The following is a 14,920-nucleotide window of genomic DNA, read 5'->3' on the forward strand; positions in this document are numbered from 1 at the left end:
AGCATAGAGCCAAAAGGCTGGGGGTCGTGTTTTGAGGATCAGTACGGCGGCGGGCGGGGCCCGTCATCATTCACTTCATTCCTGTCCGCGCTTGCGACATAGCCTGAAGACGGGGGGCTGAACGTGGATAGCGCCTATCTGGTTCAACAGCTGATCAATGGTTTCACCCTGGGCTCGGTCTATGCCCTGGTCGCCATCGGCTACACGATGGTCTACGGCATCATCGGCATGATCAACTTCGCCCATGGCGAGGTCTATATGGTCGGCGCCTTCCTGTCGCTGATCGGGATCATCGTCATGGGGCTGATCGGCGTCACCTGGATCCCGCTCGCCCTTCTCATCGTCCTCGTCTTCGCCATGGCGATCACCGCGCTCTACGGCTGGGCGATCGAGCGGATCGCCTATCGGCCCTTGCGCGGCTCGTTCCGCCTGGCGCCGCTGATTTCGGCGATCGGCGTTTCGATCTTCCTGCAGAATTACGTCCAGCTGGCGCAGGGCGCCCGGCCGAAGCCGATCGCGCCGGTCATTCGCGGCGGCTTCGAGCTGATGACCGGCAATGGCGGCTTCACCGTCACCCTGTCCTATCTGCAGGTCTTCATCGTCGTCCTGACAATCGCGCTCATGGTCGGCTTCACCTATCTGATCACCCAGACGCCCCTCGGCCGGGCCCAGCGCGCCTGCGAGCAGGACCGCACCATGGCGTCGCTGATCGGGGTCGACGTCGATCGCACCATCGCCATGACCTTCGTCATGGGCGCCGCCCTCGCCGCCGTCGCGGGCATGATGGTCACGCTCTATTACGGCGTGATCGATTTCTACATCGGCTTCCTCGCCGGGGTTAAGGCCTTCACCGCGGCGGTGCTGGGCGGTATCGGCTCCCTGCCCGGCGCGGTGCTCGGCGGCTTGCTGATCGGCCTGATCGAGGCGCTGTGGTCGGCCTATTTCTCGGTCGAATACAAGGATGTGGCGGTCTTCGCCATTCTCGTCCTGGTGCTGATCTTCCGTCCCTCCGGCCTCCTCGGCCGGCCCGAGATCGAGAAGGTGTGAGCATGGCCGCGACGGATCTTCTCCCCGGCCCCCGCGCCACCCCGGCCACGCCCTTCCAGGCGTCGCTGAAGGATGCCGCCATCGTTGCCCTGGTCGCCATGGCCCTGGCCGGCCCGATCGTCGGGCTGCAGACCGTCGATCGGGGCGGAATGCTGACGGTCGATGCCCGTTTCACCGAAGTCGCGGTCGGCATCATCATCGTCTTCTTCGGCCGGCTTGGTCTCGCCCTGTCGGATCGGGGACTGCGTATTCCCGCCTATGGCATCGCCGCCGCGCTGGCGGCCGCCGGCTTCCTGCTGCCCTGGCCGGCCGATCTCCTCGGCATTCTGGCGATCGCCGCCGGGGCCGCCCTCGTCATTCGCGGTCTGGCCGGCCACTATGGCGCCCATCGTCAGGCCCGGGCGGCGCTGGCGACCGAGAGCGACGAGGAAAAGGCCGACCGCCTGCGCCGGCTGTTCACCCGGGGCCTCGGCTTCCTGCTGCTGGCGGCGGCGTTTCTGCTGCCGATGATGCCCTTCGCCAATTCCTATATTCTCGACACGGCGATCCGCGTCCTCACCTACATGATGCTGGCCTGGGGCCTCAACATCGTGATCGGCCTCGCCGGGCTGCTCGACCTCGGCTATGTCGCCTTCTATGCCGTCGGCGCCTATACCTATGCCCTGCTGTCCAAGGATCATGGCTTCGGCTTCTGGGGCGCGCTGCCGATCTCGGGCCTGCTGGCCGCGTCCTTCGGCGTGCTGCTCGGCTTTCCGGTGCTGCGCCTGCGCGGCGATTATCTCGCCATCGTCACCCTGGGCTTTGGCGAGATCATCCGCATCGTCCTGCTGAACTGGACCAATTTCTCGGGCGGGCCGAACGGCATCGGCTCCATCCCGCGCCTGACCTTCTTCGGCCATCCTTTCGTCCGCAACGCGCCGGAAGGGGTGACGCCGTTCCACCAGCTGTTCGGCCTCGAATTCTCGCCGTTGCACCGTTCGATCTTCTTCTTCTATCTGATCCTGGTGCTGGCCCTTGTCGTCAATGTCTTCACCATCCGCATCCGGCGCCTGCCGGTCGGCCGCGCCTGGGAGGCGCTGCGGGAAGACGAGATCGCCTGCCGGGCGCTCGGCATCAACCCGACCAACACCAAGCTGACGGCCTTCGCCATCGGCGCCATGTTCGCGGGGTTCGCCGGCTCCTTCTTCGCGACGACCCAGAGCTTCGTCTCGCCCGAGAGTTTCACCTTCCTCGAATCGGCGATGATCCTCGCCATCGTCGTCCTGGGCGGCATGGGCAGCCAGCTCGGCGTCGCCCTGGCGGCGATCCTCGTCATCGGCCTGACCGAAGCCTTCCGGGGCCTGGCCGAATACCGCATGCTGGTGTTCGGTCTCGGCATGGTGCTGATCATGATCTGGCGGCCGCGCGGGCTCCTGTCGCACCGTGATCCGACCATTCTCATCAACGGCGGGAAGGGAGTGCGCCCATGAGCCGCCCCCTGCTGACGGTCGAGCATCTGACCATGCGCTTCGGCGGGTTGACCGCGATCAACGACGTCTCCTTCGAGGCGCAGGCCGGCCATATCACCGCGGTGATCGGGCCGAACGGCGCGGGCAAGACCACGGTCTTCAACTGCCTGACCGGCTTCTACAAGCCGACGGTGGGCCGCCTGACCCTGACCCGCCCGGGCGGCGACAAATCCTTCCTGCTCGAGCGGCTCGACGATTTCCGCATCACCAAGACCGCGGGGGTCGCGCGCACCTTCCAGAATATCCGCCTGTTCACCGGCATGTCGGTGCTCGAGAACCTGATGGTCGCCCAGCACAACAAGCTGATGCGCGCCAGCGGTTACAGCCTGCTCGGCCTCGTCGGCTGGCCGGGCTTCCGCAAGGCCGAGGCCGAGGCGGTGGAGAAGGCGCGCTTCTGGCTGAACCGCACGGGTCTCATCAACCGGGCGGACGAGCCCGCGGGCTCGCTGCCTTACGGCGACCAGCGCCGGTTGGAAATCGCGCGCGCCATGTGCACGGACCCCGCGCTGCTCTGCCTCGACGAGCCGGCGGCGGGCCTCAACCCCCGAGAATCGGCGGAACTCAACGCGCTTCTCCTGATGATCCGCAACGATTACGGCGTCGGCCTCCTTCTGATCGAACACGACATGAGCGTTGTGATGGAAATCTCGGATCACATCGTCGTGCTCGACTACGGTCGCAAGATCGCCGAAGGCAACCCGGCCCAGATCAAGTCGAACCCGGATGTGATCCGCGCCTATCTCGGCGAGGATGACGAAGTGGAAGGGGCGGTGGCATGAGCGTGCGCTTCCTCCCCGTTCGTCGTCCCGGCGCAGGCCGGGACCTCATGGGCGTTGGCATCGGTGCCATCCCGTCGCGAGATCCCGGCCTGCGCCGGGATGACGCCAAGGCGGGAGGTGCCGCATGAGCGCCCCCATGCTGAAGATCGAGGGACTGCGCGCGTCTTACGGCGCGATCGAGGCCCTGCGCGGCGTCGATGTCGAGATCAACGAAGGCGAGATCGTCACCCTGATCGGCGCCAATGGCGCCGGCAAGTCGACGCTGCTGATGTCGATGTGCGGCAAGCCGAAACCCTCGGCCGGGCGCATCACCTTCGAGGGGCGGGATATCACCGGCCTGCCCACCCATCAGATCATGCGCCTCGGTATCGCCCAGAGCCCGGAAGGCCGCCGCATCTTCCCGCGCATGACCGTGATGGAGAATCTGAAGATGGGCGCGGTCGTCACCGACCCCGCCTTCTTCGACGAGGATCTGGACCGGGCCTTCCGCATGTTCCCGCGCCTCAAGGAGCGGCAAGGCCAGCGTGGCGGCACCCTGTCGGGCGGCGAGCAGCAGATGCTGGCGATCGCCCGCGCTCTGATGAGCCGGCCGCGTCTTCTCCTCCTCGACGAGCCGTCGCTGGGGCTTGCCCCGATCATCGTCCGCCAGATCTTCCAGGTGATCCGCGAGATCAACGCCAGTCAGGGCATGACCGTCTTCCTTGTCGAGCAGAACGCCTTCCACGCGCTGAAACTCGCCCACCGCGCCTATGTGCTGGCGGGTGGACGGGTGCAGATGAGCGGGACCTCGGCCGAGCTTCTCGGCAACGAGGAAGTGCGCGCCGCCTATCTCGAAGGGGGGCACTGAGCGCCATGGAAACCGTGTTCGATACCACCCTCGGCCCGTTCATCGGGCTCACGCTCTGTCTGTTCGGCCTGTGCAGCTTCCTGGCCGGGCAGGGCATCGCCGAGGGCTGGCGCCCCGCCTGGATGGCGGTACTGGCCGGCTTCGGTGTCGCCATCTTCGATCGCTTCCTGCACTGGGGCCTGTTCTCGGGTCACCTCTGGTCCCTGCAGGGCTACGTCCTGGATGGTCTCATCCTGTCGGCCTATGCCCTCGTCGGGCATCGGCTGACCTTCGTCGCCAAGATGGTGCGGCAGTACCCCTGGCTTTACGAACAGACGGGACCTTTCGGCTGGCGCGCCAAGGCGCCGGAATGAGTGTTGGACGGCAACGGCCCGTTGCGCGGGCCCTGCCGTTGTGTCTAGGCTCTTGCCCTGCGGCGTGCCACTCGGCGCCATGTCGGACCGAAGCACGTCGGGGGACTTTTCGGAGGATCGCATGAAGCAGCTCAAATCCGGGCTTGCCGCCGCCGCCCTGCTCGCCGGTCTCGGCTTTGCGGGCATCGCCCACGCCGACATCACCATCGCGACCGCAGGTCCGATGACCGGCCAGTACGCGGCATTCGGCGAGCAGATGAAGCGTGGCGCCGAACAGGCGATCGCCGATATCAACGCCGCCGGCGGCATCAATGGCGAGAAGCTGAAGCTCGAAGTCGGCGACGATGCCTGCGACCCGAAGCAGGCGGTCGCGGTCGCCAACGATCTGGTCAACAAGGGCGTGGTCTTCGTGGCCGGGCATTTCTGTTCCTCGTCGTCGATCCCGGCCTCGGCGGTCTACAACGAGAACAACGTGCTGCAGATGTCGCCGGCCTCGACCAACCCGGTCTTCACCGACGAAGCGGCGACCAAGGGCTGGACCAACATCTTCCGCACCTGCGGCCGTGACGATTACCAGGGCGCGACCGCGGCCAAGTACATCGACACGAACTTCAAGGGCAAGAAGGTCGCGGTCCTGCACGACAAGTCGGCCTACGGCAAGGGCCTCGCGGACGAGACCAAGAAGGGCCTCGAGGCGCTGAAGACGCCGCCGGCGGTCTATGAAGCCTATACCCAGGGCGACAAGGACTTCTCGGCCCTCGTCTCCAAGCTGAAGGCCGAAGGCATCGAAGTCGTCTACATCGGCGGCTATCACACCGAGAGCGGCCTGATCATCCGTCAGGCGGCCGAGCAGGGCCTGAAGGCCACCTTCATCTCGGGCGACGCGCAGAACACCAACGAACTGTGGTCGATCACCGGCGACGCCGGCGAAGGCTTCCTCTTCACCTTCGCGCCCGATCCGCGCCTGAAGCCCGAAGCGGCCAAGGTCGTCGACGAGTTCAAGAAGATCGGCTATGATCCCGAAGGTTACACCCTCTACACCTATGCCGCGATCCAGGTCTGGGCCGAGGCGGTGAAGACGTCCGGCGGCACCGATACCGCCAAGGTGGCGGCGGCGATCCGCGCCGGTGCGTTCCCGACGGTGCTCGGCACCCTCGGCTTCGACGCCAAGGGCGACGTGAAGAACCCGGAATACGTCATGTACGAATGGTCGAAGGGCCAGTACGCCGAGAAGAAGTAAGTCTTCCGGCATCGCGACAAAGGGTCCGGTTGGGGGGCCCGGCCGGTGACGGCCGGGCCCTTTTTCCTTGCCTTCCACCGGCTTCGGGTACAGTGACGGTTGCAGAGAATCGGCGCCGACCTTAGCGTCGCCGGAATGTGGGTTCGTGAGGGGACGGTCATGCGCAAGCTGGTACTGGGATTGGTGGCGATCATCGCCTTTGGCGCCGCCGTTGCCTGGTTCTGGATGCATAGCGCGCGGCGCGATCAGGCCTCGGCCCCGCCCGTCGCCCAGGCGACGGCCAGCCTGCCCGACATTCGCATCGGCCTTGCAGCGCCACTGTCCGGCGATCAGGCCGCCTTCGGCGCGCAACTGAAAACCGGCGTCGAATTCGCCATCGCCATGGTCAACGCCAATGGCGGCATCGCCGGCCGCAAGGTCGAACTGGTGACCAGGGACGACGCCTGCGACAGCGCGAAGGCCGCCGGTGTCGCCGCCGAATTCGTCTCGTCCGGCATCGTCGCGGTGATCGGTCATTTCTGCTCCGGCGCCAGCGAGGCGGCGGCGGCGGTCTATGGCCCGGCCCAGGTGGTCATGATCACCCCGGGATCGACCGATCCGCGCCTGACGGACCAGGCCGGCGGCACGGTTTTCCGCACCGTCTGGCGCGACGATTATCAGGGCCTGATCGCCGCCGCCCTGATCAAGCAGACCATGCCGAAGAAAAAGATCGGCATCATCCGCGATGGCACGCTTTACGGTCAGCAGGTGGTGACGGTGTTCAAGGCCGCCGTCGCCAAGCTGGAGATGCCCGAGGCCGCGGCCGATCTCGTCATCGGCGCCGATCTCTCGGCCAAGACGGCGGCCGCCAAGCTGAAATCGGCCGGCGTCGGGGTCGTCTTCGTCGCCGCCGTGCCCGAGCGCTCCGGCGCATTCGTGAAGGCGCTGCGCGATGCCGGCGTCACCGCCTCGATCATCGGCACCGATGCCATGGCGAGCCCGGATTTCGTCAAGGCGGCCGGCGCCAAGGCGGCGGATGGCGCCATCGTGACCTTCGCCCGCAACCCGCTGGACAATCCCGCCGCGGCCAAGGCGATCGAGAAACTGCTCGACCAGGGCAAGGATCCGTCGGGCTATGTCCTCAACGCCTTCGCGGCGGCGGAAGTGCTGACCGCCGCCCTCGGCCCCGTCGTCAAGCCCGATCCAGCCGCCCCGATCGACGGCAAACGCCTCGCCGCCACGATCCGGGTCAATCGCTTCACCACGGTGCTCGGCGAAATCGCCTTCGACGCCAAGGGCGACCTGTCCAAGCCCGGCGTCGTCTATTACGTCTGGAAGGGCGGCGAACTCAAGGCGATGTGAGGCGATCAGCGGCCGCCTGCCGACCGGATCGACAGGCGGGCGGGAATGATCGTGATCGCGGAAAGAACCTCGAGTTGGCCCTTGGCTTCGGCGGGATAGGTCGAACGGACGGTGACGAACCAGTCACCCTCCTCGGCGATCCACGCCGTGGTCACATACGGATGCCCGTCCAGCGTGACGTCGAAGCTGAAGGCTCGTGGATTGCTCATGTCCGGGTAGGTGGGGACGATCGCTGCGGTGGAGATTCCGCTGGGGAACATGCGGCGCATCGAATTCACGGTGCCGGCGACATAGTCGTCGAAGGATAGATGGCCTTTCCGGGTCGCGAAAACGGTCATCTTGCCATCAGGCAGCGCGCGGTCGCAGCCGACATCGTCGCCGACCGCGGCGGCCGGAAAAACGAACAGATGGGCGAGAGGGGCGACGGAATCCTTGCTCAGGTCGCAGGTCATGCCGCTCTGGATATGCCTGACGTGGGTGTTGCCCTCGACGCGAAAGGCCTTGTCGCCACCCAGGGCCGCGTCGATCATGGACTGTAGCCGGGCAGCGTCGGCAGCGTCGGCAGGGTCGGGCGCTTGCGGTTGGCCCTGCTCCGCTGGCGGTGCCGCCGCGACGTGCGGCGTTTCCGGCACGGTCTGACAGGCCGCGAGGCCAACGAGGAGGGCGACGCTCGTCGCCAACGACCCGAACCGCATTGGATATCCCCCAACCCGCAATTTTCCGTTGAGGGTGTCCGAGAGCTACCCTCAGGTCAATGCGCTGCCGTCGCCGACCGCGTCGGCGACGCTGGCGAAGCCGTCGCGGGTCAGCAGGGCGGCCAGTTCCCGCTTGATCGTGCCGACGACGCCCGGGCCGCGGAACACCATGGCGGTATAGAGCTGCAGCAGGCTGGCGCCGGCCCTGATCTTGCCGTAGGCATCCTCGCCCGTGAAGATGCCGCCGACACCGACGAGGGTGGCGTCTTTGCCGACCGCCCGCCGGATCGCGGCGAGAAGCGCGGTCGAGGCGCCATAGATCGGCCGGCCGGACAGGCCGCCGCGCTCGGCCTTGTGCGGCGAGGTCAGGCTGTCGGGGCGCAGCGCGCTCGTATTGGCGACGACGAGGCCGGCGAGGCCGTGGCGCATGGTGACCTCGGCGATGGCGAGGGCTTCCGCTTCCGAAAGGTCCGAGGCGAGTTTGACCAGCATCGGTGTCCGGTGGCCGCCGCGCGCGGTCAGCAGCCGGGCGAGGAGATCGTCCAGCCGGACGGGATCCTGGAACATGCGCCCGTTCTTCGTGTTGGGACAGGAGACGTCGACGGTCAGATAATCGGCAATGGGGGCGAAACCTTGCACCAGACGGACGAAATCCTCCGCCGGGGCCTCCGAATCGCTGTTGCTGGCGAGATTGACCCCCAGGGGAAAGCCGGGATGCCTCGCGGCGCGGACGCGCAGCGCGACCGCCGCCTCGCCCTCGTTGTTGAAGCCCATGCGGTTGATGGCGCCGAAATCGCCATCCAGCCGGAACAGGCGCGGCCGGGGATTGCCCACCTGCGGCCGCGGCGTGACGCCGCCGACCTCGCCGAAACCAAAGCCGAGCCGGGACAGGCGATGGGCCGCCACGGCATTCTTGTCGAATCCGGCGGCGAGGCCGAGCGGATTGGCGAAGCTCAATCCCATCGCCCGGACGGCGAGCGCCGCCGGATTCTCGCCACCAACAGGCGGCATGATTCCACAGGCCAGCAAGCGAAGGGCGAGGCCATGGGCGGTTTCAGGGTCGAATCGGCGAATGATCGGCCATACTAGGCGATACCAGCCGACGGGCGTGATGGTGGAGGCACGGGTCATGGTGGATGGACGCTAGCGGAATGTGGCGCGGCTTTGAAGCGAGGTCTATGCAGGCGCGGCTTGTTCTGGCGCTGGTGCTCATGCTGTGCGCGGGCGCGGCCCGGGCGGCGAGTGATTATCGCCTCGATCTGAGCGGTCTGCCGGACGATACCACCCGCGGCCTTGTCGAGGAGACGAGCGAACTCGTCACCCTGAAGGACAAGCCGCCGCCCAGCCTGACCGCCCTGCGCAACCGCATCCGGGGCGATCTCGACCGTATCCGCCTCGTGCTCAACGCCTATGGCTGGTTCGATGCCGCCATCGACGTGACCTCGGACGAGGACCAGAAGCCGGTCCCCGTCGCCATCCGCGTCACGCCGGGAGAGCGTTATGCCGTGGGCGCCCTGCGCCTGACCGATCCGGGCGGCGTCGACCTCGGCCCCGCCCTGGCGCCGTCTCCCGAGCGCCTGGGGCTCAAGACGGGGGCGCCCTATGACGCCCGCGCCGTTCTCGATGCCGAAGCGGCGATCATCATCCATCTTGGCCAGCGCGGCCGGCCCTTCGCCAAGGTCGCGCATCGCGATGCCGTGCTCGACCGGGCGGGCCGCCGGGTGAATATCACCTGGGCGATCGACTATGGCCCCCTGGCCAGCTTCGGCCCGACCAGTTTCGAGGGGCTGGAGCGCCTGAAGGACAAGGCCGCCCGGGCCCTGCTGCGCTGGCGCGAAGGCGACGATGTCAACATCGACCAGATCGAGGAGACGCGCCGCGCCTTCGTCGCCACCGGCCTGTTCGGCACGGTCAGCGTCACCACCCAGCCGCCGGGGCCGGACGGCAGGGCGCCCATGCTGATCCGGGTGACCGAGGCGAAGCCCCGCACCATCGGCGGCGGCCTGCGCTATTCCACCAGCGACGGTGCCGGTGCCCGCGCCTTCTGGGAACACCGCAACCTGCTGGGCGGGCGCGAGACCCTGCGCATCACCGCCGATATCGCCCAGACCGGCTACAGTCTCGACGCCAAGGCGAAGAAGCCGGATTTCGAATGGCGCGATGTGGACCTCGTGTTCGAGGCCAAGGCGAAGCGCGAGGAACTGGATGCCTATGACCTCGACACCTTCTCGATCGGTGGCGGCCTCGAATGGCGCTATTCGCCGCGATGGTTCTTCTCGGGCGGCGCCACGCTGGAGCAGAGCCATATCGACGACGACGGCGTCACCGAGGACTACACGCTGTTCGGCGTTCCGGTGATCGCGCGGCGCGACACGTCGAACGATGCGCTCGATCCGACGCGGGGGCATCGCCTGGTCTTCTCGCTCACCCCCTATTACGACCTCGCGGGGACCGCCGGCACCTTCCTGATCGGTCAGGCCTCGGCCTCGACCTATCTGCCGCTCGATGATGCGGAGGATTACGTGCTGGCGCTGCGCGGGGGCCTCGGCGCGACCTTCGGCGGCTCGACCTATTCGCTGCCGGCGGACAAGCGCTTCTATGCCGGTGGCGGCGATTCGGTGCGCGGCTTCGCCTATCAGGCGGCGGGGCCGCTGGGCAGCGACGATGAGGCGACCGGCGGCAAATCCCTGTTGACCGGCGCGGTCGAGATGCGCTGGCGGGTGACCGAGACCATCGGTCTGGTGCCCTTCGTCGATTTCGGCAGCGTGTTCGAGGACAGTATTCCCGATTTCGGCGCCGATCTCTTCATGGGCGCCGGTCTCGGTCTGCGCTATCGCTCGCCGATCGGGCCGCTGCGCCTCGATATCGCGATGCCGATCGTGGGCAAGCGCGACAGCGACGATATCATCCAGATCTATATTTCCATCGGTCAGGCCTTCTGAGCCGGGAGGAGGGCGAAAGATGAAACCTTCACTGTCCCGGACCCTGAAATGGACCGGCATCGGGCTCGGCGCGCCGCTGGTCGTCATCGCCCTTGCGATCGCCGCCCTGCAGGTGCCGGCGGTGCAAAGCCGGCTGGCCGCCTTCATTTCCGATCAGGTCTCCAGCCCGGAAATGACCATCCGGCTGGACGGGCTGTCCGGCGGCCTGCCCTTCGGGCCAGCGCTCGCCCGGATCGAAGTGTCCGACCCGGTGGGACCGTGGCTGACGGTCGAGAATGCCCGGGTCTCGATCGATCCCTACGCCCTCATCGGCGGCCGCATCCATGTCCGGGAAATCGTCGCCAGCCGCCTCGTGCTCGATCGCCTGCCCATGGCCGGCGCCGAGCCGCCGCCATCCGAGGAGCCCACCAGCGATTTCTCCCTGCCGCGTCTGCCGGCCGGCCTTGCCCTCGACCGCCTGTCGGTGCCCGAAATCGTGCTGGGCGCCGCCCTCGCCGGAGAGGAGACGCGCTTTGCCCTCGGCGGGCGGCTGGGGGTCGATGGCGTTGGTATCGCCGGGGCCAGCCTTTCCCTGCAACCGGTGGCGGGCGCGGACTCGACCCGCCTCACCCTCGACGTCCGCCACGAGCCGCAGGGCGATCATCTGGCCCTCGATGTCCGGCTGGACGAGCCGGCCCATGGGCCGATCTCGCGGATCGCCGGCCTCGCCAGTGACGAGCCGCTGCATGTCGCCCTGACCGGCCAGGGTCCCCTGACCGGCTTCGAGGCCGATCTGAAACTCGCCGCGCTCGGCGCCCGTCTCGACGGCCGGCTGAGCCTTGCCCGCGATGGCGCGGCGATCAATGCCAGCCTGCGGGGCCGGGCGCTACCCGGGCCGCTGGTGCCGGTGGATTATAGCGCGCTGGTCGGGGATGGCATCGGCATCGACCTCGCGCTTTCCGTCGCGGGGGAGACGGTCGATGTCTCGCGCCTTGGTCTCGAGCTGACGGGGGTCGCTCTTGATGCGAAGGGGCAGTTGAAGGGTGGGGCCGACGCCAGTCTGTCGGCCCGGATCGACGTGCGGCCGGATGCCCCGCTGCCCGAGCTTGCCACCCTTCCGGTGGCGCTCCGCCCCAGCCTGATCGAACTCGAGGGGGTGGCGGATCTCTCGGTCGGCGGCGCCGATATCACCCGCCTTCATGTCGCCGCCCCCGGCGCCGAGGTAGAGGGCAAGGCGACACTGGCCGATGGTTTCGCTTCGCTGAAGGCCGAAGTCGGGGCAAGGCTGGTCGATCTCGCGCAAGTGCCCGAGGCGGGCCTGGCCGGAGCCGGAACCTTGGCCGTTACGGCGGAAGGCCGGCTTTCCCCGCTCGATATCGGCTTCACCGCCGATGTCGCGGGCGAGAATATCGCGGGCGACGCCGACCTGCCCCGCCTGCTGGGGCCGACGCCCCGGGTATCCCTCGCCGGGCGCTATGTGGACGGCGGGGCCTTGGTGCTCGACCGTCTCTCGGCGGAGGCCGCGGTGGCCAGCCTGCGGGCCAGGGGCAGTTTCGATCCCGCCGCCGAGACCCTGTCGGCCGAAGTCGCGGGCAAGGCCTCGGATCTTGGCCGGCTGGGCCTCCAAGGTCTCGCCGGCAGTGTCGATCTGGCGGGCACGGTGCAGGGGCCGGTGATGAAGCCATTGCTGGACCTGACCCTGACCGGCGCCGGGGTCTCGGCCGGGGGTATCGCCTTCGGCGATCCGCGACTGGTCCTCAAGGCCGTGCCCGATGCCGCCGGCACATCGGCCGGGCGGCTCGATGTCGAGACCGGCGGGACCTATCCGACACGGCTCGGCGCCGATGTCGCCTTCGACGGGGTAACGGCGCGGGTCACGGGTCTGTCCGGGCAGGTGCTGGGCGTCGACCTTGCTGGCGATATCGCCTATGCCAGCGACAGCGGCCTCGCGGAGGGCCGGGTGAAGGCCGTGGTGCCGAGGCTCGCCACGCTGTCTCCCGTCGCTGGAATGCCGCTCGCTGGTTCCGCGCGCATCGAACTGGCGCTGGCGCCGCGCGACAAGGGGCAGGGCGCCGATGTGACGGCGGAACTGCGCAACGCCAGTGCCGCCGGTGCGACGCTTGCCCGGCTCGACCTCAAGGCCGTGCTCGACGATCTGCTCGGCGCCGGCAAGGGCCGCACGACCGTCGAGGCCACGGGCCTCGTCAGTGGCGATGCCACCATCGACCGGCTGACGGCGAAGGCCGATCTCGCCTCCTTCGCCGATATCGGCTTCACCGTCGCGGCGGCGGGCGGCGTGCCGGCACCCGTGAAGCTCGATCTCGAAGGCCGTTTCGAGAATGTCGATACGCCAAGGATCACCGCGAAAAGCCTGACCGGCACTCTGGCCGAGACCGATTTCGGCCTGCGGAAGCCGCTGACGGTCACTCTCGGCGCCGAGACGGCGGTGAAGGGTCTCGACCTCGCTTTTGGCAAGGCGCGCCTCGTCGGCGATGTCGCCATCGGGCGCGCGCCCTCGGGCAAGCTGCGCCTGTCCGGCTTCGATTTCGCCGATGTCGCCGCGCTTGTTCCCGAAGGCAGCCTGCCCGGTGGCATTCTCGACGCCACGCTCGACATCGCCGGCGATCGCGGCCGCCTCGATCTGGCCGCCAAGGGCCTGACGCCGCCGGCGGGTCTTCTCGATGTCGCCGCCGCCGACATGCCGAAGCCCGATCTCGATGCCAGCATCGCCTGGCAGGGGCGCCGGGCCGATGTCGATCTGGCCGTCACCGGCATCCGCGAGGCCACGATCAAGGCCAATGGCTCGGTCCCGGTGCGGATCGAGGGCGGCATTCCCATGCCGGACCAGAAGGGCGCCCTCGATCTCGCGGTGCGGATCGACGCCAACCTGCGCCGCATCGCACCCCTGTTGCCGCTGGGCGACAACCGGATCGCCGGTCGGCTGGCGGTCGACGCGACCATCAAGGGAACGCCGGCCGCGCCCGAGCCCGTGGGCCGCCTGACCCTGGAGAAGGGCCGGGTGACCAATGGCCTGTCGGGCTTCGAGCTGCGCGACCTCGCCCTCGCGGTCGCTTTCACCGGGACGAGCGCGACCATCGAATCCCTGAAGGGCACCGATGGCGAGGGCGGCACCATCGCCGGCAGCGGCAGCGCCCGCCAATTGGCCGATGGCGATTTCGCCATCGACGGCCAGGTGACCGCGCGTTCGCTGCGTTTCACCCGTCTCGATCTGGCGACCACCGATGGCGATGTCGATATCGCGCTGGCGGGCACGGCAACGGCGCCCGAAGTGAAGGGCACGGTGACCATCCGCCACGGCAATGTCGAGATTTCCGCCAAGGTGCCGCCTTCGGTCGCCGTCGTGGAGGTGCGCGATCCGGCCGCGCCGGGGACGCCGCCGACGCCGCTCGCCCTGCCGCCGGATCAGGATGCGCCGCCGCCCCGGGTCGGCAGCCTCGATCTCGCGATCCATGCGCCGGGGCAGTTCTTCGTCCGGGGCCGTGGTCTTGATTCCGAATGGCGCGGCACGATCAGGGTGACCGGCGCCCTGACCGCGCCCGATCTCTCGGGCGGGTTCGAGGTGGTCCGGGGCACCTTCACCCTGGCTGGGCGGCCGTTCTCGATCTCGGAAGGCTCGCTCACCTTCCCGTCCGGTCTCGCCGCCGCGCCCCAGTTGAATATCGTCGCGACCGCGCCGGCCGATGACGTCACGGCCAAGGTCACGGTCACCGGTCCGGCCAACGCCCTGAAGATCCAGCTCTCGTCCGAGCCGTCCCTGCCCAATGACGAGGTGCTGAGCCGGGTTCTGTTCGGCCGTTCGGTCTCCAACCTGACCGCCAGCCAGGCGGTGCGGCTGGGCCAGACCGCGCTCGAATTGTCGGGTCAGGGCGGTGGCGATTTCCTGGGCAAGGTTCGTGACACGCTCGGCCTGGACCGGCTGGAAATCGGCTCGGACGACAGCGCCGACACGAAGTCCGGCGGCGCCCTCGCGGGCAGCAGCCTGTCCGCCGGGCGCTATATCGCCGAAGGGGTCTATCTCGGTTTCGAACAGGGCCTGGCGCCCAATTCCGGCGCGGTCAACATCGAGGTCGAGGTCTATCCGCGGGTGACGGTGGAGGGCAACATCGGCCAGGACAATAATTCGGCGCTCGGCCTCAATTACAAATTCGACTATTGAGGCCGGTCGCCC

11 protein-coding genes are annotated in these 14,920 nt (G+C 68.0%); 9 read left to right on the forward strand and 2 right to left on the reverse strand.

The genetic code is table 11. From position 1 onward, the window contains the following. The first annotated feature begins 123 nt into the window (after positions 1–123). From WAZ62_RS08960 to WAZ62_RS08990, 7 genes are all read left to right on the forward strand, one after another. Positions 124–1,047: an ABC transporter permease subunit gene (locus WAZ62_RS08960; RefSeq protein WP_422643182.1), complete on the forward strand. Its 924-nt coding sequence runs from the start codon at positions 124–126 to the stop codon at positions 1,045–1,047. A 2-nt stretch (positions 1,048–1,049) separates the two neighbouring features. Next, the gene (livM, locus tag WAZ62_RS08965; protein ID WP_422643183.1) at positions 1,050–2,516 is read left to right on the forward strand and encodes a high-affinity branched-chain amino acid ABC transporter permease LivM; all 1,467 of its coding nucleotides are present in this window, start codon (positions 1,050–1,052) and stop codon (positions 2,514–2,516) included. Beyond that, positions 2,513–3,334, forward strand: coding sequence for an ABC transporter ATP-binding protein (locus WAZ62_RS08970; protein ID WP_422643184.1), 822 nt, complete (start codon positions 2,513–2,515; stop codon positions 3,332–3,334). Before livM ends, WAZ62_RS08970 begins: the two co-directional genes overlap by 4 nt. 136 nt (positions 3,335–3,470) lie before the next feature. Beyond that, positions 3,471–4,181, forward strand: coding sequence for an ABC transporter ATP-binding protein (locus tag WAZ62_RS08975; protein ID WP_422643199.1), 711 nt, complete (start codon positions 3,471–3,473; stop codon positions 4,179–4,181). A 5-nt stretch (positions 4,182–4,186) separates the two neighbouring features. Further along, positions 4,187–4,534 (forward strand): DUF6867 family protein, encoded by a 348-nt coding sequence (locus WAZ62_RS08980; RefSeq protein ID WP_422643185.1) that lies wholly within the window; start codon positions 4,187–4,189, stop codon positions 4,532–4,534. 121 nt (positions 4,535–4,655) lie between these two features. Continuing rightward, positions 4,656–5,774, forward strand: a complete 1,119-nt coding sequence (locus WAZ62_RS08985; protein ID WP_422643186.1) for a branched-chain amino acid ABC transporter substrate-binding protein — start codon at positions 4,656–4,658, stop codon at positions 5,772–5,774. A gap of 159 nt (positions 5,775–5,933) precedes the next feature. Then, positions 5,934–7,115 carry a branched-chain amino acid ABC transporter substrate-binding protein gene (locus tag WAZ62_RS08990; RefSeq protein ID WP_422643187.1) on the forward strand — a complete coding sequence of 394 codons (1,182 nt, stop codon included), beginning with the start codon at positions 5,934–5,936 and terminating at the stop codon, positions 7,113–7,115. A 5-nt stretch (positions 7,116–7,120) separates the two neighbouring features. Here the strand turns inward: WAZ62_RS08990 and WAZ62_RS08995 are convergent, their stop codons facing one another. Continuing rightward, positions 7,121–7,795, reverse strand: a complete 675-nt coding sequence (locus tag WAZ62_RS08995; protein ID WP_422643188.1) for a hypothetical protein — start codon at positions 7,793–7,795, stop codon at positions 7,121–7,123. 66 nt (positions 7,796–7,861) lie between these two features. Beyond that, positions 7,862–8,941 carry a quinone-dependent dihydroorotate dehydrogenase gene (locus tag WAZ62_RS09000; RefSeq protein WP_422643189.1) on the reverse strand — a complete coding sequence of 360 codons (1,080 nt, stop codon included), beginning with the start codon at positions 8,939–8,941 and terminating at the stop codon, positions 7,862–7,864. Between the two features lie 47 nt (positions 8,942–8,988). Here WAZ62_RS09000 and WAZ62_RS09005 point away from each other — a divergent pair, with 47 nt between their 5' ends. Further along, positions 8,989–10,752 carry an autotransporter assembly complex protein TamA gene (locus WAZ62_RS09005; protein ID WP_422643190.1) on the forward strand — a complete coding sequence of 588 codons (1,764 nt, stop codon included), beginning with the start codon at positions 8,989–8,991 and terminating at the stop codon, positions 10,750–10,752. Between the two features lie 19 nt (positions 10,753–10,771). After that, positions 10,772–14,908 (forward strand): translocation/assembly module TamB domain-containing protein, encoded by a 4,137-nt coding sequence (locus WAZ62_RS09010; RefSeq protein ID WP_422643191.1) that lies wholly within the window; start codon positions 10,772–10,774, stop codon positions 14,906–14,908. Positions 14,909–14,920 lie beyond the last annotated feature (12 nt).

This window comes from Zavarzinia sp. (genome assembly GCF_049306435.1).
Lineage (GTDB): Bacteria > Pseudomonadota > Alphaproteobacteria > Zavarziniales > Zavarziniaceae > Zavarzinia.